This is a genomic window from Burkholderia puraquae (assembly GCF_002099195.1).
Lineage (GTDB): Bacteria > Pseudomonadota > Gammaproteobacteria > Burkholderiales > Burkholderiaceae > Burkholderia > Burkholderia puraquae.
In genome coordinates, this window is sequence record NZ_NBYX01000018.1 from 1 (window position 1) to 26404 (window position 26404).

Below are 26404 nucleotides of genomic sequence, written 5' to 3' on the forward strand. Positions count from 1 at the left end.
CCACATCCATGCCGCCGAACTTGTTGCGCCAACGATAGAACGTTTGTTCCGAGATGTTGTGGCGCTTGCATAGATCCTTCACCGGTTCATCCCGGCTCTCGGCCTCGCGCAAGATGCGGATGATCTGCTCGTCGGTAAATCGCTTCTTCATCGAGTTCTCCTTGTCTCTAGGATAAAAGAGAACTCACTTGCCGCATGGCTACAAGAATCGTCTCAGGTCAGCACGATGTGCGGGTCGCGCATCTTCATGCGTTCAGGCGGAACGCGCCATTCTGCGGCGGCCTCGTCAAACTCCGACCACTCTGCACGGATCATTTCCGTTGTTCGCACGAAGGTCAGTGCCATCAGGCGGAGCGCGAGCCGCGTGACTAGGTCGCCTTGGTAAGCGTCGATGTCGCGCATGAGTTGCGGAATCTCCGTCGCCTTAACGCGGGCCATGTGTTGCACGCCCGGTCCCTTCTTCAAGACCGTCTGCGCATCGATGTCGGCCGCCGGATTCCTGGAGCATCGTCCGGTCATGATCCCGTACTGGAATACCGCGCGAGAGCGCTGGAGAATCCGCTTCGCCGTCTCGCGCACGCCGCGCGCCTCGACCTCGCGCACGATGCTGAGCATCTGTGGCGAGTCGATCTCCGCGATCGGGCGAGGGCCGATTTTCGGGAAGACGTCGACCTCAAGCGAATTCAGCACCTTCTCCGCGTAGCCGTTGCTCCAGCCTGGACGCTGCGAGTCGTACCACTCGCGCGCTACCGCTTCGAACGAGTTTGCCGCCGCGATTTCGGCGGCCCGTTTCGCATCCTTCTTCGCTTCGCCCGGATCGACGCCGGCCGCGATCTGCTCGCGTGCCTCGTCGCGCTTCTTCCGTGCCGTCGCGAGCGAGACGGCCGGATAGACGCCGAGGGCGAGCGTCTTTTGCTTGCCAAGGAAGCGGTACGAGAAGCGCCAGTACTTCGCGCCGTTCGGTTGGACGAGCAAGAACATTCCGTTGCCGTCCGTGAGTTTGTACGGGGCCGCGCTGGCCTTCGCGTTCCGTACCTGCACGTCAGTGAGAGGCATTGTTGGTATCTGTGTTGTTGGTATCTGCTGATACCAACAAAAATACCAACACTTTCTCTGGCTGTCACTGAGCAACGTTGGGTAACGATAGGCGCGAGAGGTCCGCCAGACGGGCCTGAGCGGGGGATTTCTTGTGAATCTTGGGGATGGTTTGGGGCATGACTGGTCCCCCCGACAGGAATCGAACCTGTATCTAGCGCTTAGGAGGCGCTTGTTCTATCCATTGAACTACGGGGAGAGCCATGTCCGGGGGACACGCACAAAAAGCGCGAGCCGGACGGCGGTGTGGACAGCGCGCAGAGTATAGCAAACGCGCGGCGCGTCGGCGGGGCGGAATGCACGCCGACGCGCGCGATCGCGACATCAGTCGCGACCAGAAAACCAGCGAATCAGCGAATCAGAAATCGACGACGACGAAATCTTCCTTGCCCACGTCGCACAGCGGGCAGCGCCAGTCGGCGGGAATGTCGGCGAAACGGGTGCCGGGCGCGATGCCTTCGTCGGGCAGCCCTTCCGCTTCGTTGTAGACCCACCCGCAAATCAGGCAGACCCAGCTCTGGTATTCGGTTACTTCGCTCATTTGGTGCTCGGGAAAAATGGAAATTCGGTGATGCCGTCCGCAGCCTGGCCGGCGGACGAAAGGCGCAATGGTACCGGAATTTCGTCGAACGGCTCCGCAACGTCGTTTTAAACGTACGCATCGCGAACAATGCAACCGAAACACATATGCCGTGCGTGCGGTGTATGCTTCCCGGGCTGTCCAATCATAAGGAGAATGCGATGCTGAACAGAAAGTGGATCGCAGGTGCGGTATGCGTGGCGGCGATGGCCGTGTCGACGATGGCGCGGGCCGAGGCGCGCGTGTTTTTCGAAGCGCCGAGCGAGGGCGCGACGGTGTCGAACCCGGTGCACGTGAAGTTCGGGCTCGAAGGGATGGAGCTCCGGCCCGCCGGCGACATGACGCCGAATACCGGCCATCATCACCTGCTGATCGACGGCCGGCCGATTCCGAAGGGCGACGTGATTCCTGCCGGCGAACGTTCGCTGCACTTCGGCAGGGCGCAAACCGAAACCGAGATCAAGCTGCCGCCCGGCCAGCATACGCTGACGCTGCAGTTCGGCGACGGCGCGCACCGGTCGTACGGTCCCGAAATGAGCTCGACGATCTCCGTCAACGTGAAGTAGTAATCGCGCGTGCCGCGTACGGGCGCCCGAGGCGTCCGGCGCGGAATGGTCGTTCGGCCGGCCGCAGGCATCCGGCCGGCGGTGGCCCTTTCACCCAGAACCCGCGACCGGCGCCCGCTACCGGAAGCTGGCCGCGCCCGGTGTGCCATCGCATCGTGTCGATGCGCTTGATGGACACCGCCTGCCTGCCGTCAAAAGCGCGTTCCAATCCGCGTCTCAACCCGTTTGCCGGCCTTATCCGTCCGGCCATGCCGGTGGCGGCGCCCGCGACCGGTACAATGGGCGCTTCCGATTTCTCTCTTCGCCGTCTCCCCATGTCGCTCTATTCCATTACCGGCGCGCAGCTCGCGTTCGGTCACGTCGCGTTGCTCGATCACGCGGATTTCTCGCTGGAAGCCGGCGAGCGCGTTGGCCTGATCGGCCGCAACGGCGCGGGCAAGTCGTCACTGCTGAAGATCGTCGCCGGGCTCGCGAAGCCCGACGACGGGCTGGTCACGCGCCAGCAGGAGCTCGTGACCGTCTATGTGCCCCAGGAGCCCGAATTCGAGCCGGGCGCGACGGTGTTCGATGCAGTCGCGTCGGGGCTCGCACACACGCGCGAACTGCTCGAAGAATACGATTTGATCGCACACCGCCTCGCGGATATACCCGAAGGCGCCGAACACGATGCGCTGCTCGCGCGGATGAACGCGCTGCAGTCGTCGCTCGACGCGCACGACGCGTGGAGCTGGCGCACGCGCGTGTCGATGACGCTCGCGCAGATCGGCCTGGCGGACGTCGACGCGCCCGTCGACGCGCTGTCGGGCGGGATGCAGAAGCGTGTCGCGCTGGCGCGCGCGCTGGTGCTGCAGCCCGACGTGCTGCTGCTCGACGAACCGACCAACCACCTCGATTTCGACGGCATCCGCTGGCTGGAAGAGCTGCTCGTCGCGCAGCGCGCGGGCCTGCTGTTCATCACGCACGATCGGGCGTTCCTCGACCGCGTCGCGACGCGCATCGTCGACCTCGATCGCGGCCGGCTGCTGTCGTACCCGGGCAATTTCTCCGCGTACCAGACGCGCAAGGCACAGCAGCTCGAAGTCGAGCGCGTGGAAAACGAGAAGTTCGACAAGCTGCTCGCGCAGGAAGAAGTGTGGATCCGCAAGGGCGTCGAAGCGCGCCGCACGCGCAGCGTCGGCCGCATCGCGCGGCTCGTGCAGATGCGCAACGACCGCGCGGAGCGCCGCAACGCGCAGGGCAACGTGAAGCTCGACGTCGCGCAGGGCGAGAAGTCCGGCAAGATCGTCGCGGAGCTGACCGACGTGACGAAGCGCTACGGCGGCCGCACGGTCGTCGATCGCTTCTCGACGACGGTGATGCGCGGCGACAAGATCGGCTTCATCGGCCCGAACGGCGCCGGCAAGACGACGCTGCTCAAGCTGATTCTCGGCGAACTGAAGCCGGACGAAGGCACGGTGCGCACCGGCACGAACCTGCAGGTCGCGTATTTCGACCAGATGCGTGCGCAGCTCGACCAGGAAAAGAGCCTCGCGGATACCATCAGCCCCGGCAGCGAATGGGTGGAGATCGGTGGCGTGCGCAAGCACGTGATGAGCTATCTCGGCGATTTCCTGTTCGCGCCGGAACGCGCGCGTTCTCCGGTGAAGTCGCTGTCGGGCGGCGAGCGCAACCGGCTGCTGCTCGCGCGCCTGTTCGCGCGTCCGGCCAACGTGCTGGTGCTCGACGAACCGACCAACGACCTCGATATCCCGACGCTCGAACTGCTCGAGGAACTGCTGGCCGACTACGACGGCACGGTGCTGCTCGTCAGCCACGATCGCGCGTTCCTCGACAACGTCGTGACGTCGGTGATCGCGGCCGAGGGTGACGGCAAGTGGCGCGAATATGTCGGCGGCTTCACCGACTGGCAGGTCCAGAGCGAGCGATCGGAGCAACTCGCGCAGCAGGAAGCCGCGAAGCGCGCGGTCAAGGAAGCGGCGCCGGTGAAGGACGAACCGGCAAAGAGCGCCGCGGGCCGCAACGCGCAACGCACGGTGAAGCTGTCGTTCAACGAGCAGCGCGAGCTCGATTCGCTGCCGGAGAAGATCGCCGCGCTCGAAGCGGAGCAGAAGACGATCAATGCCCGGCTCGAAGACGGTTCGATTTTCGCGAAGGATCCGCAGGAAGGCACGCGCTTGACCGAGCGGTTCGCGGCGATCGACGACGAATTGCTCGCCGCGCTCGAACGATGGGAAACGCTCGAGGCGAAGCGCAAGCCGGCGTGATACGCACGGCGCGTCGCGCGGCGGGCGGCCGCTGCGCGCGATTCCGCGATTGGCGTGCCACGCGGAACCAGTAAAATACCGCGCGTCCCGGGCAGCGCAGCGCACGCCGCGCGCCCGCTTTCGGAGCAGTCCAAGCACACCGTTGTTTCGATTCGCTTTTTTACGGAACTCAACGTTTTGTCCACGACGTTATCCACACCAGGTGTGGACAACGTCCCGATGAATGACGAAATTCAGCGCCTATGTCAACGAAGAAACCCAGCGCGGCCTATAGCGAAGCATCGATCAAGGTGCTCAAGGGTCTCGAGCCGGTCAAGCAGCGTCCCGGCATGTACACCCGTACCGAGAATCCGCTGCACATCATCCAGGAAGTCATCGACAACGCGTCCGACGAAGCGCTCGGCGGCTACGGCAAGCAGATCACGGTCACGTTGCACGCCGACCAGTCGGTATCGGTCGAGGACGACGGCCGCGGCATCCCGTTCGGCATGCACCCGGAAGAGGGCGTGCCGGTCGTCGAGATCGTATTCACGCGCCTGCACGCAGGCGGCAAGTTCGACAAGGCCGCGGGCGGCGCCTACACGTTCTCGGGCGGCCTGCACGGCGTCGGCGTGTCGGTGACGAACGCGCTGGCGACGCGCCTCGACGTGACGGTCTGGCGCGACGGCAAGATCGCCGAGCTCGGCTTCGCCGAAGGCGATGTCGTGAAGCCGCTTGCAACGCAAGGCGCGGGCCGCGGCGAGAAGAAATCCGGCACGCGCGTGCAGGTGTGGCCGAATCCGAAGTACTTCGATTCGCCGAACCTGCCGCTCGGCGAACTGCAGCGCCTGCTGCGCTCGAAGGCCGTGCTGCTGCCGGGCGTCGAGGTCGTGCTCGTCAACGAGAAGACGGGCGAGCGCCAGACATGGAAATATGAAGACGGCCTGCGCGGCTACCTGCTCGACGAAATGAACGGCAGCGAGCTGCTGATCCCGCTGTTCGAGGGCGAGCGTTTCGCCGATTCGCGTTCGGGCGACGACACCTTCGCCGAAGGCGAGGGCGCGTCGTGGGTCGTCGCATGGAGCGAGGAAGGCTCGCTCGTGCGCGAGTCGTACGTGAACCTGATCCCGACGCCGGCCGGCGGCACGCACGAATCCGGCCTGCGCGACGGCCTCTACCAGGCGGTGAAAAGCTTCGTCGAACTGCACAACCTGCAGCCGAAGGGCGTGAAGCTGCTCGCGGAAGACGTGTTCGCGCGCGTGTCGTTCGTGCTGTCCGCGAAGGTGCTCGATCCGCAGTTCCAGGGGCAGATCAAGGAACGCCTGAACAGCCGCGACGCGGTGAAGCTCGTGTCGTCGTTCTCGCGTCCCGCACTGGAGCTGTGGCTGAACCAGCACGTCGAGCACGGCAAGAAGCTCGCCGAACTCGTGATCAAGCAGGCGCAGGCGCGCACGCGTGCGGGCCAGAAGGTCGAGAAGCGCAAGAGCTCGGGCGTCGCGGTGCTGCCCGGCAAGCTGACCGACTGCGAGACGGAAGATATCGCGCGCAACGAACTGTTCCTCGTCGAGGGCGACTCGGCAGGCGGCTCCGCGAAGATGGGCCGCGACAAGGAATACCAGGCGATCCTGCCGCTGCGCGGCAAGGTGCTGAACACGTGGGAAACCGAGCGCGACCGCCTGTTCGCGAACAACGAGGTGCACGACATCTCGGTCGCGATCGGCGTCGATCCGCACAGCCCCGATGAAAGCGTCGACCTGTCGAACCTGCGTTACGGCAAGATCTGCATCCTGTCGGACGCGGACGTCGACGGCTCGCACATCCAGGTGCTGCTGCTCACACTGTTCTTCAAGCATTTCCCGCAACTGATCGAGCGCGGCCATGTGTGCGTCGCGCGGCCGCCGCTGTTCCGCGTCGACGCGCCCGCGCGCGGCAAGAAGGCCGCGCAGAAACTCTATGCGCTCGACGACGGCGAGCTCGAAGCGATCCTCGACAAGCTGCGCAAGGACGGTGTGCGCGAGACCCAGTGGAGCATCAGCCGCTTCAAGGGCCTCGGCGAAATGAGCGCCGAGCAGCTGTGGGACACGACGATGAACCCCGATACGCGCCGCCTGATGCCCGTGAAGCTCGGCGAGCTCGACTACGAGGCGACCGTCGCGCGGATGACGATGCTGATGGGCAAGGGCGAGGCAGCCGCGCGGCGCGGCTGGCTCGAGGAAAAAGGCAACGACGTCGAAGCGGACATCTAAGCCGAGCACCTGCGCGGCCGGGCACGACGCCCGGCCCGGCCTCACGCCACTTACGAATACGGAATTCAGATGGACGACAACACTTCCGATCTCTTTGCCAGCCCCGACGCGCCCGAGAACGACGCGCTGACGCTCGGCAACTACGCGGAGCAGGCGTATCTCAGCTACGCGGTCAGCGTCGTGAAGAGCCGCGCGCTGCCCGACGTCTGCGACGGCCAGAAGCCGGTGCAGCGCCGGATCCTCTACGCGATGAACGAAATGGGCCTCGGCCCGGACGCGAAGCCGGTGAAGTCGGCGCGCGTCGTGGGCGACGTGCTCGGTAAATACCACCCGCACGGCGACCAGTCGGCGTACGACGCGCTCGTGCGTCTCGCGCAGGATTTCTCGCTGCGCTACCCGCTGATCGACGGGCAGGGCAACTTCGGCTCGCGCGACGGCGACGGCGCGGCGGCCATGCGTTACACGGAAGCGCGCCTCACGCCGATCGCGAAGCTGCTGCTCGACGAGATCGACCAGGGCACGGTCGACTTCATGCCGAACTACGACGGCTCGTTCGAGGAGCCGAAGACGTTGCCGAGCCGCATGCCGTTCGTGCTGCTGAACGGCGCGTCGGGCATCGCGGTGGGCCTGGCGACCGAGATCCCGTCGCACAACCTGCGTGAAGTCGCGGCGGCGGCGGTTTCGCTGATCCGCAACCCGAAGCTCACGCACGCGGAGCTGATGAACCTGATTCCCGGCCCGGATTTCCCGGGCGGCGGCCAGATCATCTCGAGCGACACCGAAATCGCGGCGGCCTATGAAACCGGCCGCGGCAGCCTGAAGGTGCGCGCGAAATGGAAGATCGAAGATCTCGCGCGCGGCCAGTGGCAGCTCGTCGTCACCGAGCTGCCGCCGAGCACGTCGGGCCAGAAGGTGCTCGAGGAAATCGAGGAACTGACGAATCCGAAGCTCAAGCTCGGCAAGAAGACGCTGACGCCCGAGCAGCTCAACACGAAGAAGGCGATGCTCGACCTGCTCGACGCGGTGCGCGACGAGTCGGGCAAGGAAGCGGCGGTGCGACTCGTGTTCGAGCCGAAGTCGCGCACGATCGACCAGACGGAATTCGTGAACACGCTGCTCGCGTACACGAGCCTCGAATCGAACGCGACGCTGAACCTCGTGATGATCGGTGCCGACGGCCGGCCGGGCCAGAAGGGCCTGCTGACGATCCTCGACGAATGGGTGAAGTTCCGCCAGCTGACGATGACGCGCCGGTGCCGCCATCGTCTCGCGAAGGTCGACGACCGCATCCATATCCTCGAAGGGCGGATGATCGTCTTCCTGAACATCGACGAGGTGATCCGCATCATCCGCGAATCGGACGAGCCGAAGGCCGCGCTGATGAGCGCGTTCGGCCTCAGCGACCGGCAGGCCGAGGACATCCTTGAAATCCGCCTGCGCCAGCTCGCGCGTCTCGAGAAGATCAAGATCGAGAAGGAACTCGAAGCGCTGCGCGACGAGAAGGCGAAGCTCGAGGAGCTGCTCGCGAACGAAAGCGCAATGAAGCGGCTGATGATCAAGGAGATCGAGGCCGACGCGAAGCAGTACGGCGACGATCGCCGCACGCTGATCCAGCAGGAAAAGCGCGCGACGTTCGAGGCGAAGGTGGTCGACGAGCCGGTGACGGTGGTCGTGTCGCAGAAGGGCTGGGTGCGGGCGCTGAAGGGCCACGGACTCGACCCGGCGAGCTTCTCGTTCAAGGCCGGCGACAGCCTGTACGCGGCGTTCCAGTGCCGCACGCCGGACCGCCTGATCGCATGGGGCAGCAGCGGCCGCGTGTACTCGGTCGACGTGTCGGTGCTGCCGGGTGGCCGCGGCGACGGCGTGCCGGTCACGTCGCTGATCGAGCTCGAATCGGGCTCGCACCTGATGCACTACTACGCGGCGCCGGCCGACCAGCAACTGCTGCTCGCGTCGAGCAACGGCTTCGGCTTCCTCGCGAAGGTCGGCGACATGGTGAGCCGCGTGAAGGCCGGCAAGGCATTCATGACGATCGACACGGGCGCGGTGCCGCTCGCGCCGATGCCCGTGCTGCCGAACGCGACGCAGGTCGCGTGCCTGTCGAGCGGCGGCCGCCTGCTCGTGTTCGGGATGGACGAGATGAAGACGCTGTCCGGCGGCGGCCGCGGCGTGATCCTGATGGCGCTCGACGACAAGGAGACGCTCGTTCAGGCACTCGCGATCGATCCGGCGGGCGTCGTGCTGATCGGCACCGGCCGCGGCGGCAAGGCGCAGGACGAGACGCTGTCGTATGCGGGGCTTGCGCCGCACGTCGGCAAGCGCGCACGCAAGGGCCGCGTGCCGGAGACGAAGCTCAAGGTCGTCAACGAGCTGCGTCCGCTGCTCGGCTGACGCGACGCGCGCTCGATCGGCCGGTTCGGCCGCGATCGAAGGCCGCACCTCCGCTTCGGCGGACGTGCGGCCTTTTCTTTTGGCGTGGAGATTCGGGTAAGCAAGCGTGGCGCTGTTACGCGGAACTTGCAAAATAGTGTGAAATCGCGCCTGGGGTCTGAACCGCGCAGCGACAATCCGGTCGAACGTCGCTCGATGCCGCGTGCGACGCGGCCGTTCGCCGCACCCAACTCCTCACAGGATTGCCGTCATGTCCCATGCTGTCTCCGTCGCGCTGTTTCTTCATCTGCTGGCCGTCGCCGTGTGGGTGGGCGGGATGGTCTTCGCCAACTTCTGCCTGCGTCCGGCGCTGTCGGACCTGTCGCCGCAGCTTCGGTTGCCGCTGATCGAAGGCGTGTTCGGCCGCTTCTTCAACTGGGTATCGGGCTCCGTGATCGTGATCCTGCTGTCCGGCGGCTTCCTGCTCGTGGAGTTCGGCGGTGCGCACGCGACCTGGTCGCTGCACGCGATGGCCGGGCTCGGCGTCGTGATGATGCTGATCTTCGGGCATATCCGGTTCGCGCTGTTCCCGCGCATCCGCCGTGCGGTGCAGGCGCAGAAGTGGCCGGATGGCGCCCGCGCGGTGAATACCGTGCGCCTGCTCGTCCTCGTGAACCTCGTGCTCGGCGTCGTCACGATCGGCGCGGCAGTGTTGTCGCGCGGCTTCTGATTGACCGGAGCCGATGGGCGCTGGCCGCCGGTGCGGCGGCCAGCGCCGCTACGCGGCCAGCATCGCATCGAGCAGCCATGAGCCGACCGGGCCGAGCGGCCGGTTGCGCGACCAGACCGCATCGACCCGCACGCGGCGCGGCCAGCCGCGCGCGCGCAGTTCGCACAGGCGATCGCGTGCAAAGTGGTCGACCATCCAGCGCGGCAGTTCGGCCCAGCCGAACCCCAGCACGGCCATCTCCAGCAGCATCAGGTAGCTCGGTGCCAGCCAGTGCTGCGTGCCGACGACGATCCGGTCGTCGGCGCTGCGGCCTTCCGTTTTCACATAGGTATTGAGGCGCAGTTCGCGCACGTCGCGCAGCGTGGCGTGCGGCACGTCGGCGTCGCCGTATTCGGCGAGCGCGTGCGTGCGGCCGACGAACAGCCCGATCTCCGATTCCTCCGCGATCGTCGCCGCGCCGATATCGGCCGGGTAGGCCGCGCGCGCGGCCATCAGCCCGAGCTGCGCGCGCCCCTGCTGGATCAGGTCGAGCACGTCCTCGTGCTCGGCGATCTGGCATTCGAGCTCGAGCGCCGGAAAGCGCCGTTCGAGCGCCATCAACGTTTCCTCGTAGCGCTTCGACTGGTACGTATCGGACACGACGAGCGTCAGCCGCGCTTCCTCGCCACGCGCGAGCCGCGCGGCCGTGCGGTCGATCGCCGCGCCGGCCTCGAGCGCGCGCTGCACTTGCGGCAGCAGCGCGCGCCCGGCGTGGGTCAGCGTCGGCGCCCGCGTCGAGCGGTCGAACAACTGCACGCCGAGATCGATCTCGAGGTTCGCGATCGCCTCCGACACGGTCGACTGGCGCTTGCCGAGCTTGCGCGCGGCGGCCGTGAACGAGCCGAGCAGCGCGGCTTCGGCAAATGCGAGCAGGGCTTCGGGGGCGTGGCGCATGCGGCGCTCCTGGCGGCGTTATATCGGTAAAACCGATGATATCAAACTGGATTCATACGGTTACGCCGATCAAAATGGCGACCATGAACGAAGCAGACGAATCGGAGGGAATCATGAAACAGGTCAACAAAACGGTGACGGAACGGCTGCTGCATGCACTGACGTTCGAGCTGGTCGCGATCGCGCTGTGCGCGCCGATCGGCGCGTGGCTGCTCGACATGCCGGTGTCGCACGTCGGCGTGCTGACGGTGATGGTGTCGCTGATTGCGATGGCGTGGAACATGGCGTTCAACACGCTGTTCGACCGCATCGAGCGACGGGCGGGATTGACGCGCACGCTCGGCATGCGGATCGCGCATGCGGTCATGTTCGAGCTCGGCCTCGTCGCGATGGTGGTGCCGGTTGCTGCGTGGTGGCTGAACGTGAGCCTCGTCGAGGCGTTGCTGCTCGACCTCGGCATCGTGCTGTTCTTCCTGCCTTACACGTTCTGCTTCAACCTCGCATACGACGCGCTGCGCGCCCGCTGGATGGCACGCCGGGTCGCGGTGCAGGCAGGTTGAGGACGGGCGGGGGCGAATGCCGGCAGAGCCCGGCGGGGCGGCGGCAGTCGCCCGTCAGCGCGCGGCGGCCAGCCACACGCCGCACGCAACCGCGACCGTGCCGTACACGGCATAGACGGGCACCTTGAAGCGCGCGAAGCACAGCGTCGCGAAGACGCCAGTCAGCCAGTAAACGGGATCGGCCGGCTCGCGATGCAGGATCCTCACGACGGCGACGACGAGAAAACCCGTGGTTGCCGCGCGCAGCAGGCGCATCCCGTGCTCGAAGCGCGAATGGCGCTTGAGCCGGGACAGGTGGTTCTGCGCAAACACGACGAGGCACCCCGACGGAATGAACAGCGCGGCCGTCGCGAGCAGTGCACCGACCCAGCCGTCGGTCAGGTACCCGAGAAACGGCACGACGTTCAGCAACGGCCCCGGCGCGATGGGCGACAGCGCGAACGCAAGCGTGAAGTCGTGATCGGAGATGCCCGTTGCCGGCGTGACGAACAGCGTCTTGAGCACGGGCAGCGCGGAAAAGCCGCCGCCGAACAGTGTCATGCCGGCGCCGGCGAGGCGCGGCCACAGCAGCGTCGCCTGGTAATCGCCGGGCAGCGGCACCGCGAACAGCGTGACGAGCACGCCGAGCAGCACGAGGAGGTTGCGGTCGCGGGTCGACAGCGTGACATCGACTGCGTCGCGTTGCGGCGGGCCCGTCAGCCAGCCCGCTGCGAATGCAGCGAAAAGAATCCCGACGAAGGCGGCCGGATTATGCGCGAAACCGAGCAGAATCGTCGACATTGCGGCGATCAGCTGTTCGCGTCGCGTGCGCGCGAGCGAGCGCAGCTGCTTGACCCACGTGACGCCGATCAGCGCGGCGAGCACCATCCCGAAGTGATTGATCAGCATCGGCGCGGCCAGCGAGCGCACGAGCGGCGTGCGATAGAAGATCGCGAACAGCGTCATCAGGATGGAGAACGGCAGCACGCTCGCGATGCCGGCGATCCATGCGCCGATGCGGCCGTGCAGTATCTGGCCGACCTGTATCGCCACATTGCAGCCGACGGGGCCCGGCACGAGCCAGGCAAGCGCAACGAGGTCGCCGAATACGTGGGGCTCGATGCGCCGCAGCCGTTCCACGTAGTGGCGTTCGAGCTGCGCCATCATCGACAGCCCGCCCCACGAGACTGCCGAAATGCTGGCGACGACCTTGAACAGGTCCCACAGGGACGCCTGTGCCTGTTCGATATCAGCGGTCGCTTCGATTTCGGCGGTGGTCATGTTAGTGGTGTGGGCACGGGGCCCGATCTCTCGCGTGTGGCCATGCCGGCGGCCCGCCGACACGTCGGCCCTCCTGATTGTCCGCCGCGCACCGTGACACTGCCATGCGCGAAAACGCTAGTTCACGAACGAATCAATCAGATCGGAAAACGAAACAATGACGGCGCGCGCAACGCGCGTCACGGCCGCAGCGCGCTCACACGCCCGTGCTGCCCGTCGCACGGTGCACGATCACGTTCCGCGGGTCGCCGCGCACGCCGAAGCGTGCGATCAGCGGGGGAATCGCGTCGGCCGGTACCGGTCGCGAGAACAGGAAGCCCTGCGCCTCGATCTCGCCGAGCGCGGACAGCCACGTGATCTGCTCCTCGGTTTCCGTGCCTTCGACGACGACGGTCAGGCCGAGCGAGCGTGCGAGATGCACGATCGACGACACCATCACGCACACGCTGCGATCGTTCGGGATCGCCTGCACGAACGAGCGGTCGACCTTCAGCGTATCGACGGAGAAGCGGTGCAGGTATGACAGCGACGAATAGCCGGTGCCGAAATCGTCGAGTGCGATCCGGATGCCGAGCTTCTTCAGCGCGACGATCTTCTCGGACACGAGCTCCGGATATTCCATCATCGCGGTTTCGGTGATCTCGATTTCGAGCCGGTTCGCGTCGATGCCGGTTTCCTGCAGCGTGCGCGAGATCGTCTCGATCAGGTCGCCGCGCCAGAACTGCACCGGCGAGATGTTGACCGCGAGCGTCAGCGTGTCGTGGCCCTCGTCGCGCCAGCGCGCGATCTGCTCGCACGCGGTGCGGATCACGAAGTCGCCGATCGGCACGATCAGGCCGGTCGATTCGGCGATCGAAATGAATTCGTTCGCTGAGATGATCCCGTGCTCGGGGTGATCCCAGCGCGCGAGCGCCTCGAAGCCGGTGATATGGCGGTGCGTGAGGTCGATCTTCGGCTGGTACGCGAGGAACAATTGCCCCTCGGCGAGCGCGACGCGCAATTGCTGTTCCCAGCGCATCAGGTGGTCGGCGCGATGCGACAGGTGCGGCGCATAGAACTGGTAGCAGTTCTTGCCGGCGTCCTTCGCGCTGTACATCGCGAGATCGGCCTTCTTCAGCAGGTCGATCTCGCTTTCGTTTGCGACGGAGTGCAGCGCGATGCCGATGCTTGCATGCAGCACGAACGAGCTGCCGCGCACGTCGAACGGTTCGCCGAACATCCGGATGATCGCTTCCGCGAGCCGCACCGCGCGCCGCTCGACGTCGTCGCCCTTCATCACCACGACGAACTCGTCGCCGCCGATGCGCGCGAGCGAGCCTTCGTCGCCGACCGCATCGGACAGGCGCGACGCGGTCATCTGCAGCACGATGTCGCCGGCGTTGTGGCCGAGCGTGTCATTGACGGTCTTGAAATTGTCGAGATCGATGAACAGCAGCCCGAGCCGTGACAGGCTCGTCGGCATCGACACGTCGTTGCGCAGCCCGCGCAGCGTCGCGTAGCGGTTCGCGAGGCCCGTGAGCAGGTCGTATTCGGCGAGCTGCGTCATTTCCCGCTCACGGCCGAGCAGCTTGCCGATCAGGCCCGTCGCGACGCCGAAGAACGCGAGCATCGCGAGCGTGATGAAGCTCGTCATCAGCAGGTAGACGTTGCGCGTGTGGTAGTAGTCCGCGAATTCTTCGGTTTGCGACAGCCCGACCATCACCGCGAGCGGGTAGCCGTCGAGGTGGCGGTACGACACGATGCGCGTCACGCCGTCGATCGGGTCGATGATCGTGCCCGTCACGCGCTCGGCGATCGGGTAGACGCCCGACGCCGAAAACGCGCCGGGCGCGTTGCTGACCGAGCCCGTGCGCCGCGCGAGCACGGCACCCGTGTCGGACACGACGGCGATCACGCCTTCCTTGCCGATCGCCGCGTTGTTGTAGAAGTCGTTCGTGAAGTAGCTCGGGTCTTCCGACACGACGACGATGCCCGCGAAGCTGCCGTCCGGGTTGTTCAGGCGCCGCGTCATCTGCAGCGTCCAGTGGCTCGACACGCGGCCGAGTACGGGCTTGCTGATGAAAAGGCGGTCGTCGTTGTGCGCGAGGTGGACCTTGAAGTGCTCGCGGTCGGACAGGTTGATCGGCTGCGGATGAAGCTCGGCCGTGTTCGCGAACAGGATGCCCTTCGCGTTGACGAGCGATACCTGGATCAGCGTGTCGCTCGGCACGACGCCTTTCTCGACGGCGCTCGCGAGGTTGAAGCGCGCGGGCGACTTCTCGAATTCGAACTTGACGAAGCGGGTGATCTGGTCGACCTGGTGGATCGCCTTGACCGTATGCTGCTCGAGCGCGGAGGACAGGATCGCCGCGGAAGCCGCTGCTTCCTTGTACGCGCTGTCTTTTTCCACCGACAGACGCGCGATGATCACGGCCCACAGCAGCGCGAGCGCCAGCATCCCGAGCAGCGGGATCGCAAAAAGCGCGCGCCGGCGCGATTTGCGCGGCGCGCGTATCGGCCGGGTCGGCGGCGTGTGATTGGACCGGGCGGAGCTCATCGAAGAGGGTGGCGTCCTGCTCGCGTGCGCCATCCGCATGGATGGCCGGCTATGGTTCGGGTTGTCCCGGCGTCTGTTCGTTCGCGGGACACGCAACCATGGACAGACCTCCGAAACAACGGATTAGGCCCGATATTACTGGCTGGAACGTTTTTGCGATAGCTGGGCGAATCGTAAAAGGGGCGCCGGACGGGCCGGCGCCATCGCACATCGCGAAATGTCAGGCGGGTGACCGGAAGGTGCCGTCGACGACCGTGACGACATCGCCGCCGATCCACGTGGTGCCGTCTTCGTCGTAGCTGACGAAGATGCGGCCGTCGCGGCCGATCGCCGTGCCCTGGCGGGCCGTATACGACTGGCCGGGGCGGCGTTCCTGCCGCGTCAGCAGCCCGGCCAGCGCCGCATTTGCGCTGCCCGTGACCGGATCCTCGCCGAAGCCGAAGTTGCCGCCCGTCATCAGGCAGCGGATTTCGAACGTCGCGGGGCCGCCTTCGGCGTGCGGCCCGTAGACCGCGAGGCCGTCCGTGCCGTAGCGGTGGGTGAGCGCCCCCAGCGCGGCGGGATCGGGCGACAGGCCGATGCACGCGTCGGCCGACTTCAGCCGCACGACGAGCCACGGCGCGCCGTTGTCGACCGCGCACGGCTCGGCCTCCAGGTCGATCGCGTCGCTGCGCAACGCGGCAGCCAGCGCCGCGTAGTCCGAACGGTCGAGCGGCGTGACGCGTGCCGGCGGCGCGGCGAACGCCCAGCCGCTGGCCTGTTCGCGCAGCGCGACCCGGCCGACCCCGCACTGCTGGATCAGCCGGCCCGGCGTGCGCGGCTGCGCGCCGCTTTCCAGGAACGCATGCGCGGTGCCGAGCGTCGGGTGGCCGGCGAACGGCAGTTCGCCCTCCGTCGTGAAGATCCGGACGCGGTAGTCGGCTCCCGGATCGGTCGGCGTGCAGACGAACGTCGTTTCCGACAGGTTCGTCCAGCGGGCGATCGCGAGCATGTCGTCGTCGCCGAGCGAATCGGCGTCGAACACCACGGCGAGCGCATTGCCCTTGAACGGCACCGACGTGAACACGTCGACCTGCTTGAAGCGGACGAGACGACCGGACATCGCGGCGCGCCCGTTATGCCACTTCGGCGATCAGCTCGATCTCGACGCACGCGCCGAGCGGGATCTGCGCGACGCCGAATGCCGAACGCGCGTGCTTGCCCGCGTCGCCGAACACTTCCGCGATCAGTTCCGACGCGCCGTTCGTCACGACGTGCTGCTCGGTGAAGTCGAGCGTCGAGTTGACGAGGCTCATCAGCTTGACGATGCGCGTGACCTTGTTCAGGTCGCCGGTGTGTGCGTGCAGCGTCGCGAGCAGGTCGATCGCGATCGAGCGGGCAGCCGCCTTGCCGTCTTCCGTCTGCAGATCCGCGCCGAGCTTGCCGGCCCAGACCTTGCCGTCCTTCTTCGCGATGTGGCCCGACAGGTAGACCGTATTGCCGCTTTGCGCGCTCATCACGTAGGCGGCAGCCGGTGCGCCGGCGATCGGGAGCTCGATGCCGAGCGACTTCAGTTTGTCGTAGACGTTAGCCATGTGTTCGATTCCTCGTAGAGAGTCGTGACAGGAAAAAGGGTCAGAGGCGCTCGCGCATCAGCTTGCCGAGGCGGGCGACGCCTTCCTCGATCTTCTCGGGCGGCACCGTCACGAACGACAGGCGCAGCGTGTTCTGCTGCGCGTTGTCCGCGAAGAACGGCGCGCCCGGCACGAAGGCGACGTGGTTGTCGACGGCCGCGGCGAGCAGCTTCATGCCGTCGATCTGCGCGGGCAGGTTCACCCAGATGAACATCCCGCCTTCCGGCCGGTTCCACGTGACGCCTTCCGGCATGTGGCGCTCGAGCGCACCGAGCATCGCGTCGCACTGCGCGCTGTACAGCTCGCGGATCGTCGGGATGTGCTCGTCGAGGAAGCCGTCCTTGATCACTTCGTGCGCGATGCGCTGCGTGAGCGTCGGCGTGTGCAGGTCGGTGGCCTGCTTGGCCTGCACGAGCTTGAAGTGGAGTTCTTCGGGCGCAATGATGTAGCCGATCCGCAGGCCCGGCGCGAGCACCTTCGAGAACGTGCCGAGATGCACGATGTGATCGGGCGCCATCGACAGCATCGTCGGCAGCGGCTCGCCGCGGTAGTTCAGCGCGCCGTACGGATCGTCTTCCAGCACCGGGAACGGGCTCGACTGCGCGAACGCGGCAAGTGCGCGGCGGCGCTCGACGGGCAGGCGGCGGCCGGTCGGGTTCTGGAAGTTCGGCTGCGCGTACAGCAGGCGCGCGCCTTGCGTGAGTTCGGGGGTGAGGCCTTCCGGCAGCAGGCCCTGCTCGTCGGTCGGCACCTGCACGTAGCGCGGCTCGTACAGCGAGAACGACTGCAGTGCGCCGAGGTAGGTCGGCGTTTCGACGAGGATCGGGCTGCCCGGATCGACGAGCGCCTTGCCGAGCAGGTCGAGCGCCTGCTGCGAGCCGGTCGTGATCAGCACCTGCGACACGCGCACGCTGTAGCGCTCGGCGATCCATTCGCGCAGCGGCAGGTAGCCTTCGGTCGCGCTGTACTGGAGCGCGGCGGCCGGCGCGTCGCGCAGCACGCGATCGGCGGCGGCGCGCATGCGCTCGGCCGGGAACGTCGCGGGAGCGGGCAGGCCGCCGGCGAACGAGATGACCTCGGGGCGTTCCGTGACCTTCAGGATTTCGCGGATTGCAGAGCTCGTCAGCTTGCGGGCGCGCTCGGAAAGCTGCCAGTGCGGCGGATGCAGGTCGCTCGGATTCATAGTCTCCTCGTTCGGATATCGTGGTCAGTCAAGAAAGGTCGTTCGGGCAAATCGCTTCGACGCGGCCGGGTGGGCACGCGCGAGCGCGATCGAGCCTTCGCGGCCGGGTGGGCAAACCGATCAGGCAAAACGTCCATTATGGCGCACCTGTTCAGCCGGCGCGAGCCGGTTGCGCGGCGGTGGCGACCGCCGAGCGGCGCCCGAGCACCACGGTGGCGATCACCGCGGCTGCGAACAGCCAAGTCGACGACGTGACCGTTTCGCCGAACAGCAGGGCTGAAAAAGCGATCGTGAAGAAAATCTGCAGCAATTGCACCTGGCCGACGCGCGCGATGCCGCCCATCGCGAGCCCCGCATACCACGCAAAAAAGCCGATGAATTGCGAAAAGAGGGTCACGTAGCCGAACGCGAGCCACGTGCGCAGGGCGAGCGGGCCCGGATGCGCGGCATGCTGCATCCAGGCGAGCCAGCCGACCGGCAGCACGAGGAACGGCGCGGACACGACGAGCGCCCAGCAGATCACCTGCCAGCCGCCGATCTGGCGCGCGAGGCGTGCGCCTTCCGCATAGCCGAGCGCGCCGATGCCGACCGCGACGAGCATCAGCGCGTCGCCGGCCTGCACGGTGCCGCCGCCGTCGCGCAGCGCGAACGCGATCACGAGCGCGCTACCGGCCACCGCGCTGGCCCAGAACGCCTTCGACGGCCGCTCGTGCGACAGCCATGCCGCGTACAGCGCGACGAACAGCGGCTGCAGGCCGTTGACCACCGCGCCGTGCGAGGCCGGTACGGATTTCATCGCCCACGCGGAGAACACCGGATACGCGATGATCACGCCGGCCGACGTGATCGCGAGGCTTTTCAGTTGCGCGCGGGTCGGCAGCGGCTCGCGGCGCCACCACAGCAGCAGGCCGGCCGGCACTGCGGCGGCGAGTGCACGGCCGAGCCCGTTGAGCAGCGGATTGAGTTCGGAGACGACGATACGCGTCATCGGCAGCGTCAGGCTGAAGATCATGACGCCGATGAGGCCGAGCAGCATGCCCCGGGTTTCGCGCGAATTCATGTACTGGGTGTCTCCGTATTGCTGAGTTCGTGTGATCGAAGCGGCGGCCGGGCGGTCAGCGCAGCGTGCGGGCGCCTTGCGGCGTGTCGAATTCCGCGACGAGCGCGGGCGGGCCGTCGCCGGTTTCGACATCGAGCAGATGGCCGGCACCGAGCCAGTCGAGCTGCTCGCGGATCGTATCCGCACGCGGGTGGACACCCTTGAGCGACTTCAGCGCGACGCCGTTATCCGGCAGCGATTCGGCTGGATGGCGCGGGCCGTCCCACTGGATCAGCGACGGCGCGAGGCCGTCGCCGGCGCCTTGCCATGCGGGGAACGCGCCGTCGTCGGGCACCGTGAGGCCCCAGCCCAGGTCGCCGCGCCGCATCGCGACGACCGGCGCGATGCGCGCCGGGTACTGGCGCTGCCACAGCGCGAGCTGGCGCGGGCGGTCGACGCGCGCGACCCAGTGCGCGAGAAACGGGCCTTGCGCGAGCCGCGCTTGCATGGCTGGATCGTCGAGCCCGAACAGCCGCGCGCGGGGCGGCTCCGCTCCGTCGCTCGGCGCCGGCGCGTCGGGGTCGATCGCGATCACTTCGAGATAGAGCCCGCCCCACGCGCCGAACAGCGCATTGTGGGTCCGCATCAGCGGGTGGCGGCCGCCGCCGGCCGGTTCGATACCGAGCGCGTCGGTAACGTGGCGGACGCCTTCGTCGAGCGTACGCGCGGCGATCACGAGATGGTCGAGTGTCAGGGAGCGGGCTGGCATGAACGTCGGTCGGGAAGCGAAAGTGTCATGGTGGGCGGGCGATGCGCCGGGCGGTGGCCGGACCGGCCGGCGTGCCGGCCTGCGATGCAGGCCGGTGGGCGCGGCGCCAGGTGCGGCGGAGCCGGAACGACGGCCGCACGGTCGCCATTCCGGTCAACTGTAATCGTCGGCACCGGCACAGTAACGGTACAATCGGTGCGATAGCCTTCGGTACAGTTGGAGTTGCCGCCCGTGTCCACCGTTCCTCTCGCCCAGATTCCCGCGCCGCACGATACGGCCACGCTCACGCTCGTCGACCAGCTTGTCCAGTGGGCGCGACGGCGTATCGACGAGCGCGTGTTCCGGCCCGGCATGCGGATGCCGTCGATCCGCAAGCTCGCGCTCGACAAGAGCGTGTCGCGCTTCACCGTCGTCGAAGCCTACGAGCGCCTCGTTGCGCAGGGCTACCTCGATTCGCGGCGCGGCTCGGGCTTCTACGTGCGCGAGCGCACGGCCGCGGGCCCGCAGCCGGCCGACGGCGTCGCACGCGTGGCGGAGGCCGCGCCCGTGCACAACACGATCGACGTCGTCTGGCTGCTGCGCAACATGCTGCACACCGCCAGCCCGGAAAAGGGGCCGGGTCTCGGCTACCTGCCGGGCCGCTGGCTCGACGGCGAGCTGATCACCGGCTCGCTGCGCGCGCTCGGGCGCCAGTCCGGCGCTCAGATGCTCGGCTTCGGCACGCCGCAGGGCTTCCTGCCGCTGCGCCAGCAACTGCAGACACGGCTCGCGGAAGTCGAGATCGGCGCGAAGCCCGAGCAATTGGTGATGGTGTCGGGCATCACGCAGGCGATCGACCTCATTTCGCGCATCTACGTGCAGCCGGGCGACGCGGTGATCGTCGGCGATCCCGCGTGGTTCCAGATGTTCGGCCGCTTCGCGTCGCAGGGCGCGCAGCTCGTCGGCATGCCTTATACGCCCGACGGGCCCGATCTCGACGCGCTGGAAACGCTCGTGCAGATGTGGCGGCCGAAGATGCTCGTGATCAATTCGGTGCTGCAGAACCCGACCGGCACGTCGCTGTCGGCCGCGCAGGCGTTCCGGATCCTGAAGCTCGCGGAGGCGTACGACTTTCTCGTCGTCGAGGACGACGTGTACGGCGACCTGTGCCCGCCGAGCTACCCGGCCACGCGACTCGCGAGCCTCGACCAGCTGAAGCGCGTGATCTATCTCGGCAGCTATTCGAAGACGCTCGCGGCGAACCTGCGGGTCGGCTATGTCGCCTGCGCGCCGGAGATCGCGAAGGCGATCACCGACCAGAAGATGCTGGTCGGGATGACGACGCCGGAGCTCAACGAGCGCGTGCTCTACAAGATCCTGACCGAAGGGCATTACCGGCGCCACGTCGAGCGCTTGCGCGCGCGACTCGACGGCGTGCGCGACAAGACCGCGCGGATGCTCGAGCGCACCGGGCTGCGGCTGTTCACGATGCCGGCAGCCGGGATGTTCTTGTGGGCCGACACGGGCGTCGATTCGGACGCGCTCGCGGCCGCCGCGCACGAGGAAGGATTCCTGCTGACGCCGGGGAGCCTCTTCTCGCCTCAGCAGTCGTCGTCGACATGGACGCGCTTCAACGTCGCGAACTGCGGCGATCCGGCGCTGCCGGGTTTTCTCGCGCGCTATATCGAGTCGGCGGCGCGGCGCGCGTCGTGACGGGGCGGCACGCCGCCCCTTGAAATCCGGTCGCCCGGCCCCAGATACCCGCGCAAACCGCTTGCGCCAGGCGGTCGTCCTTGACGGGCCCTCCGGCATCGCGCGCCGGGCGCCCGCGCCACACCATTCAAGTTCAAGTAAGAGGAAACAGTATCCATGGCACACGAAACGATGAGCTTTCAGGCAGAGGTCAAGCAACTTCTCCACCTGATGATTCATTCGCTCTACAGCAACAAGGAAATTTTCCTGCGCGAACTGGTGTCGAACGCGTCCGACGCGGCCGACAAGCTGCGTTTCGAAGGACTCGCGGACAACGCGCTGTACGAGAACGATCCGAACCTGCGCATCCGCATCGGCTTCGACAAGGCCGCACGCACGATCACGATCGACGACAACGGCATCGGCATGAGCCGCGACGAGGCGATCGCGAACCTCGGCACGATCGCGCGCTCGGGCACCAAGGAATTCTTCACGAAGCTGTCCGGCGACCAGCAGAAGGACGCGGCGCTGATCGGCCAGTTCGGCGTGGGCTTCTACTCGGGCTTCATCGTTGCCGACAAGATCACCGTCGAGACGCGCCGCGCCGGCCTGCCGGCGAACGAAGCCGTGCGCTGGGAAAGCGCGGGCGAGGGCGACTTCACGATCGACGCGATCGAGCGCGCGCAGCGCGGCACGACGATCACGCTGCACCTGCGCGAAGGCGAGGACGAGCTGCTGTCGTCGCACCGCCTGAAGTCGATCATCCAGAAGTATTCCGATCACATCGCGCTGCCGATCCTGATGCAGAAGGAAGAGTGGGATCAGGAAAAGGGCGAGATGGTCGTGAAGGACGAGGACGAGACCGTCAACCAGGCGAGCGCGCTGTGGACGCGTTCGAAGAGCGACGTCACCGACGAGCAGTACACGCAGTTCTACCAGCACATCGCGCACGACCACCAGGATCCGCTCACGTGGACGCACAACCGCGTCGAGGGCCGCAGCGAATACACGCAGCTGCTGTTCGTGCCGGCGCACGCGCCGTTCGACCTGTGGAACCGCGACTACCGCGGCGGCCTGAAGCTGTACGTGAAGCGCGTGTTCATCATGGACGACGCCGAGCAGCTGCTGCCGCAATACCTGCGCTTCGTGAAGGGCGTGGTCGATTCGGCCGACCTGCCGCTGAACGTGTCGCGTGAAATCCTGCAGGAAAGCCGCGACGTGAAGGCGATCCGCGAAGGCGTGACGAAGCGCGCGCTGTCGATGCTCGAGGAACTCGCGAACGCGGAAGACGATGCCGGCAAGGAGAAGTACAAGACGTTCTGGAACGCGTTCGGCCAGGTGCTGAAGGAAGGCCTCGGCGAGGATCACGCGAACCGCGAGCGCATCGCGAAGCTGCTGCGCTTCGCATCGACGCACGGCGACACCGATGCGCAGGACGTGTCGCTCGCCGACTACGTGTCGCGCATGAAGCCGGAGCAGAGCAAGATCTACTACGTGACCGCCGATACGTGGCAGGCCGCGAAGAACAGCCCGCATCTGGAAGTGTTCCGCAAGAAGGGCGTCGAGGTGCTGCTGCTGACCGATCGCGTCGACGAATGGATGCTGTCGTTCCTGCATGAATTCGACGGCAAGCCGCTCGCGAGCGTGGCACGCGGCGATCTCGACCTCGGCGAGTTGAACGACGAGGAGAAGAAGGCGCAGGAGCAGGCGGGCGAGGCGATCAAGCCGGTCGTCGAGAAGATGAAGGAAGCGCTCGGCGACAAGGTGAAGGAAGTGCGCGTCACGTTCCGCCTGACCGATTCCCCGTCGTGCCTCGTCGCGGACGACAACGACATGAGCGGCTACTTGCAGCGGATGCTGAAAGCGGCTGGTCAGAACGCGCCGGCGATGCAGCCGATCCTCGAGATCAACCCGGAGCACGCGCTCGTGAAGCAGCTGAACGCCGAGAGCGCCAACTTCGGCGACTGGTGCCATCTGCTGTTCGACCAGGCATTGCTGGCCGAAGGCGGGATGCTCGACGATCCGGCGAGCTTCGTGAAGCGAACCAACGCGCTGCTGCTGTCGCGCACTGCGTGAGCACGCGGATCCGATTCGACGGCGCACAGGCGGGCTGGCGCGCAATGCCCCGGCCCGGCTGCACGCTCGACCAGCGCGACTGGCTGACGCGCGGCGGTTCGCTGACCGCGCATCTCGCGCGGCTCGGCAGCGTGAGCGTGCGCGTGACGCGCGAGGCCGTCGACTGTCCGTGGTTCGACGAGCCCGACGCGCTCGCTAGTGCGCCGCGCGCGCCGATGTGGGTGCGCGAGGTGATCCTGTCGGTCGACGGCACGCCGTACGTCGCCGCGCACAGCATCGCGCCGCTCGCGGCCAGCAAGGGGGTATGGCAGGCGATGCGGCGGTTGCGCACGCGGCCGCTCGCGGAGCTGCTGTACAGCGATCCGCAGGTCGAGCGCTCGGCGCTCGTCAGCCGGCGCGTGATCGCCGGTCATCCGCTGTATGCGCTCGCGAGCCATGCGTTGCAGGGTGCGCGGGCGCCACACGCGTTCGTCGCGCGGCGCTCGGTGTTCCAGCGGCACGGCAAGCCGTTGATGGTCACCGAGTGCATGCTGCCGGCGCTGTGGCGCCATCTCGACGCGCATGGCGACGGGCCGCGCGGAGCCGCGTGATGCTGCAAGGCTTTGCGCCGGTCGTCGGGCCGAACACGCACACGATGATTCTCGGCAGCTTTCCGGGCGAGGCGTCGCTCGATGCCGCGCAGTACTACGCGCATCCGCGCAACCAGTTCTGGCGGTTGCTCGGTGCGGTGCTCGGCGAGCCCGGGCTGCACGAGCTTGCGTATGACGCGCGCCTCGAGCGCGTGCTGTCGCACGGCATCGGCATCTGGGACGTGCTCGATGCCTGCCATCGGCAAGGCAGTCTCGATTCCGCGATTCGCAATGCGAAGCCGAACGACTTCGCGTCGTTGCGCGAGCATGCGCCGTTGCTGAAGAAGGTGTGTTTCAACGGGAAGACAGCGGGGCGCTTTGCCGACGTGATCGGGCAGGCCGGGTATGAAACGCTGGTGCTGCCGTCGTCGAGCCCGGCGAATGCGATGTTGTCGTTCGAGCAGAAATTGCAACTCTGGCGCGCGATCAACCTGTAGCGTGTCAGGCAGCGGGCTTCCTCGCTCGCTGCTTGCCGTGGGACCGGATCACTCCCCATGCACCGCGCGCGGAGTGGGATCAGCCTACAACGTGACCCCGTCCAGTTCCGCATATGTGCGATGCAGCCATACCTTGACGCGCTGCCGCTCCAGCAAGCCGAGCCCGGTGGCGGCACGGTCCGGATGATTGACTGCCGCCCAGAAGCTGGCGCTCTGTCGATCGATCTTCTGCATGGTCGTATCGGGCAGGCGGCGCAGCGTTATCACGCTGGCGCCAAGCCCTTCGGCCCGTTCGCGCTCGCCGGATGCCTCCAGAATCTCGAAACGATCGCCGCGCACTTCGTTTAGCACGAGTATCAGCTTGATTCGTCCGCCGAACTCGTCGAGCCACCGCCGCAACAGGTCGACCGAATCGCGTCCGGTGTCCATGACGTGCCACCACGTGAGCGTGAGGTTGTGTTCTTCGGCAAAACCGAACACGTCCGAATCGTCGAGCCATTCGGCGAGTGCCCGCTGCGTCTGGGCGGCGAGATCGACCAGAATGCGTCGCTGCGGATCTTCGACGGCCGATTCCAGGACGGGATCGAGGCTGTCATGCTGGTCGAGAACGGCAGGCGCGGCGAAGTCGGAGTAGAACCGCAGCAGCGCGCCATGCGATCGGTCGGTATCGAAGCCCAGGAAGGGCACGCTCCGATCGATGAAATACTGGGCTAGCACGCGAGCGGCGAGCGATTTGCCCACGCCGCCTTTTTCCCCGCCGATGAAGTGGATGTGGCTCATGCTTACGGATCCCGTGTGGTGGAGCTGGTGTGGCTGAAACCGACGTTAGCCGGTTTCGGTGACGTAACGACGAAACAGCTCACGTCGAAACGAAATGCGTGCGTGGCAGCAGCATGCTGTGTGATCGACAGGGGTGTCAAACCGGACAAAATATCAATCGGTTCTGGCGGTTGCTCGGTGCGGTGCTCGGTGAGCCCGGGCTGCACGAGCTTGCGTATGACGCGCGCCTCGAGTGCGTGCTGTCGCACGGCATCGGCATCCGGGACGTGCTCGATGCCTGCCATCGGCAACGCAGTCTCGATTCCGCGATTCGCAATGCGAAGCCGAACGACTTCGCGTCGTTGCGGAGGTTCGAATTCACTTGCCGATCGGGCAAGCGAGCATATCGCGCCTGATGCTCAATCGTCCTTGCCCCATCGCCATTTGGGCGTCTCTCCCTTGATCCAGCACACCGCGGTCAGCAGCGCGACCAACGCGACGATGCAGGCACCGTACGCAATCGGCGACCGGCGCGGCGGCAGCAGCCACACGCTTGCAATGACCCCGATCGCGAACAGCAACAACACGACCCAGCCCTGCCACGCGACAGGCAATCCCCAGCCCCAGCCGTAGCGTTTGGCCGGAAACCAGATCTTCTTGTCGTTCGAGGCCATGTGGTTCCTCATCGTCGGATGATTGTTACGCGGGCTTCTTGTCAGCGAGTGTGTCGCTGGCGAACACCCATCGCGTCGAGCCGGCGTTCCAGCCGCACGCGAGCACGTCGGATGACGAAACATACCGGCCCGTGCATAGCGCCTCGTCGCGGGCTGCAATGCCACGTGCGATGAACTCGCTTCGAAGCCGGCCACACGCGATGCCTTCACCGATCAATTGCTCGACGAAGCTTGACGGCGTTTCGCCGTCACGCAGGCCGCGTTCGGCAACGGTGAGCAGTTCAGGATCGGCGGGGATGGATGGACAGGTGGCGGTATTCATCGGGCAACTTCCTCAAACACGATCGCGATGCATTGTCGTTCACGCAGAGCGTTAGTACAGGTGACAGATCAACGGTGCGTAGTGGCGGATCTATCTTTGGCTGCGACCATCTT

The 26404-nt window shown here is 66.5% G+C and carries 23 protein-coding genes, 1 tRNA gene and 2 pseudogenes; 11 read left to right on the top strand and 15 right to left on the bottom strand.

Annotation, left to right across the window (positions count from 1 at the left end; all coding sequences use genetic code 11):
• From B7G54_RS27745 to B7G54_RS27760, 4 genes and pseudogenes are all read right to left on the bottom strand, one after another.
• The coding region (locus tag B7G54_RS27745) for a transposase (RefSeq protein WP_133059229.1) at positions 1 to 151 on the bottom strand (151 nt) is incomplete at its 3' end.
• Between the two features lie 71 nt (positions 152 to 222).
• A pseudogene (locus tag B7G54_RS27750) lies at positions 223 to 1056 on the bottom strand (tyrosine-type recombinase/integrase); the annotation flags it as partial.
• A gap of 163 nt (positions 1057 to 1219) precedes the next feature.
• A tRNA-Arg gene (locus B7G54_RS27755) sits at positions 1220 to 1294 on the bottom strand.
• A 159-nt stretch (positions 1295 to 1453) separates the two neighbouring features.
• On the bottom strand, positions 1454 to 1636 hold the full coding sequence (locus tag B7G54_RS27760; RefSeq protein WP_006398668.1) for a rubredoxin: 183 nt from the start codon (positions 1634 to 1636) through the stop codon (positions 1454 to 1456).
• 200 nt (positions 1637 to 1836) lie between these two features.
• Here B7G54_RS27760 and B7G54_RS27765 point away from each other — a divergent pair, with 200 nt between their 5' ends.
• The 5 genes from B7G54_RS27765 to B7G54_RS27790 all read left to right on the top strand — a co-directional run bounded on the left by B7G54_RS27765 (position 1837) and on the right by B7G54_RS27790 (position 9830).
• On the top strand, positions 1837 to 2241 hold the full coding sequence (locus B7G54_RS27765) for a DUF4399 domain-containing protein (RefSeq protein ID WP_085041967.1): 405 nt from the start codon (positions 1837 to 1839) through the stop codon (positions 2239 to 2241).
• Between the two features lie 314 nt (positions 2242 to 2555).
• Positions 2556 to 4505, top strand: a complete 1950-nt coding sequence (locus B7G54_RS27775; RefSeq protein ID WP_085041968.1) for an ATP-binding cassette domain-containing protein — start codon at positions 2556 to 2558, stop codon at positions 4503 to 4505.
• A 242-nt stretch (positions 4506 to 4747) separates the two neighbouring features.
• A complete protein-coding gene (locus tag B7G54_RS27780; protein WP_085041969.1) occupies positions 4748 to 6730 on the top strand; it encodes a DNA topoisomerase IV subunit B in 1983 nt (660 codons plus the stop codon).
• A 69-nt stretch (positions 6731 to 6799) separates the two neighbouring features.
• Positions 6800 to 9121, top strand: a complete 2322-nt coding sequence (gene parC / locus B7G54_RS27785) for a DNA topoisomerase IV subunit A (protein WP_085041970.1) — start codon at positions 6800 to 6802, stop codon at positions 9119 to 9121.
• A gap of 250 nt (positions 9122 to 9371) precedes the next feature.
• Entirely contained in the window at positions 9372 to 9830 is a 459-nt protein-coding gene (locus B7G54_RS27790; RefSeq protein WP_085041971.1) for a CopD family protein, read from the top strand.
• 48 nt (positions 9831 to 9878) lie between these two features.
• On the opposite strand, the gene B7G54_RS27795 is transcribed toward B7G54_RS27790, so the two are convergent.
• Positions 9879 to 10763, bottom strand: coding sequence for a LysR family transcriptional regulator (locus B7G54_RS27795; protein ID WP_085041972.1), 885 nt, complete (start codon positions 10761 to 10763; stop codon positions 9879 to 9881).
• A 113-nt stretch (positions 10764 to 10876) separates the two neighbouring features.
• Between B7G54_RS27795 and B7G54_RS27800 the strand changes: the two genes are divergently transcribed.
• Positions 10877 to 11323 carry a multidrug/biocide efflux PACE transporter gene (locus B7G54_RS27800; RefSeq protein WP_085042081.1) on the top strand — a complete coding sequence of 149 codons (447 nt, stop codon included), beginning with the start codon at positions 10877 to 10879 and terminating at the stop codon, positions 11321 to 11323.
• A gap of 54 nt (positions 11324 to 11377) precedes the next feature.
• Here the strand turns inward: B7G54_RS27800 and B7G54_RS27805 are convergent, their stop codons facing one another.
• The 7 genes from B7G54_RS27805 to B7G54_RS27840 all read right to left on the bottom strand — a co-directional run bounded on the left by B7G54_RS27805 (position 11378) and on the right by B7G54_RS27840 (position 19723).
• Positions 11378 to 12583, bottom strand: a complete 1206-nt coding sequence (locus tag B7G54_RS27805) for a chromate transporter (protein WP_085041973.1) — start codon at positions 12581 to 12583, stop codon at positions 11378 to 11380.
• Between the two features lie 196 nt (positions 12584 to 12779).
• Positions 12780 to 15119: a bifunctional diguanylate cyclase/phosphodiesterase gene (locus B7G54_RS27810; RefSeq protein ID WP_085041974.1), complete on the bottom strand. Its 2340-nt coding sequence runs from the start codon at positions 15117 to 15119 to the stop codon at positions 12780 to 12782.
• A 220-nt stretch (positions 15120 to 15339) separates the two neighbouring features.
• Positions 15340 to 16221 (bottom strand): PhzF family phenazine biosynthesis protein, encoded by an 882-nt coding sequence (locus B7G54_RS27820; RefSeq protein ID WP_085041976.1) that lies wholly within the window; start codon positions 16219 to 16221, stop codon positions 15340 to 15342.
• Between the two features lie 13 nt (positions 16222 to 16234).
• Complete coding sequence (locus B7G54_RS27825) at positions 16235 to 16693, bottom strand: RidA family protein (RefSeq protein WP_085041977.1); 459 nt, start codon at positions 16691 to 16693, stop codon at positions 16235 to 16237.
• Positions 16694 to 16733: 40 nt separating this feature from the next.
• Positions 16734 to 17915, bottom strand: a complete 1182-nt coding sequence (locus B7G54_RS27830; RefSeq protein WP_085041978.1) for an aminotransferase-like domain-containing protein — start codon at positions 17913 to 17915, stop codon at positions 16734 to 16736.
• 151 nt (positions 17916 to 18066) lie between these two features.
• Positions 18067 to 18975 carry a DMT family transporter gene (locus B7G54_RS27835; protein ID WP_085041979.1) on the bottom strand — a complete coding sequence of 303 codons (909 nt, stop codon included), beginning with the start codon at positions 18973 to 18975 and terminating at the stop codon, positions 18067 to 18069.
• Between the two features lie 55 nt (positions 18976 to 19030).
• A complete protein-coding gene (locus B7G54_RS27840; protein ID WP_085041980.1) occupies positions 19031 to 19723 on the bottom strand; it encodes a VOC family protein in 693 nt (230 codons plus the stop codon).
• 231 nt (positions 19724 to 19954) lie between these two features.
• Between B7G54_RS27840 and B7G54_RS27845 the strand changes: the two genes are divergently transcribed.
• The 4 genes from B7G54_RS27845 (at position 19955) to B7G54_RS27860 (ending at position 24536) form a co-directional block, all read left to right on the top strand.
• Positions 19955 to 21415, top strand: a complete 1461-nt coding sequence (locus B7G54_RS27845; RefSeq protein ID WP_085042082.1) for an aminotransferase-like domain-containing protein — start codon at positions 19955 to 19957, stop codon at positions 21413 to 21415.
• A 156-nt stretch (positions 21416 to 21571) separates the two neighbouring features.
• Positions 21572 to 23470 (top strand): molecular chaperone HtpG, encoded by a 1899-nt coding sequence (htpG, locus tag B7G54_RS27850; RefSeq protein ID WP_085041981.1) that lies wholly within the window; start codon positions 21572 to 21574, stop codon positions 23468 to 23470.
• A gap of 8 nt (positions 23471 to 23478) precedes the next feature.
• Positions 23479 to 24060 (top strand): chorismate--pyruvate lyase family protein, encoded by a 582-nt coding sequence (locus tag B7G54_RS27855; protein ID WP_085042083.1) that lies wholly within the window; start codon positions 23479 to 23481, stop codon positions 24058 to 24060.
• Positions 24060 to 24536, top strand: coding sequence for a DNA-deoxyinosine glycosylase (locus B7G54_RS27860; RefSeq protein ID WP_085041982.1), 477 nt, complete (start codon positions 24060 to 24062; stop codon positions 24534 to 24536). The genes B7G54_RS27855 and B7G54_RS27860 overlap by 1 nt, the downstream gene beginning before the upstream one ends.
• An 84-nt stretch (positions 24537 to 24620) precedes the next feature.
• Here B7G54_RS27860 and B7G54_RS27865 read toward each other — a convergent pair whose 3' ends face one another.
• Positions 24621 to 25316 (bottom strand): P-loop NTPase family protein, encoded by a 696-nt coding sequence (locus B7G54_RS27865; RefSeq protein WP_085041983.1) that lies wholly within the window; start codon positions 25314 to 25316, stop codon positions 24621 to 24623.
• 155 nt (positions 25317 to 25471) lie between these two features.
• Here B7G54_RS27865 and B7G54_RS39840 point away from each other — a divergent pair.
• Positions 25472 to 25705: pseudogene (locus tag B7G54_RS39840) on the top strand (uracil-DNA glycosylase family protein); the annotation flags it as partial.
• Positions 25706 to 25714: 9 nt separating this feature from the next.
• On the opposite strand, the gene B7G54_RS27875 reads toward B7G54_RS39840, so the two are convergent.
• Positions 25715 to 25969: a hypothetical protein gene (locus tag B7G54_RS27875; RefSeq protein ID WP_085041984.1), complete on the bottom strand. Its 255-nt coding sequence runs from the start codon at positions 25967 to 25969 to the stop codon at positions 25715 to 25717.
• 25 nt (positions 25970 to 25994) lie between these two features.
• Positions 25995 to 26291, bottom strand: coding sequence for a prevent-host-death protein (locus B7G54_RS27880; RefSeq protein WP_244289442.1), 297 nt, complete (start codon positions 26289 to 26291; stop codon positions 25995 to 25997).
• Positions 26292 to 26404 lie beyond the last annotated feature (113 nt).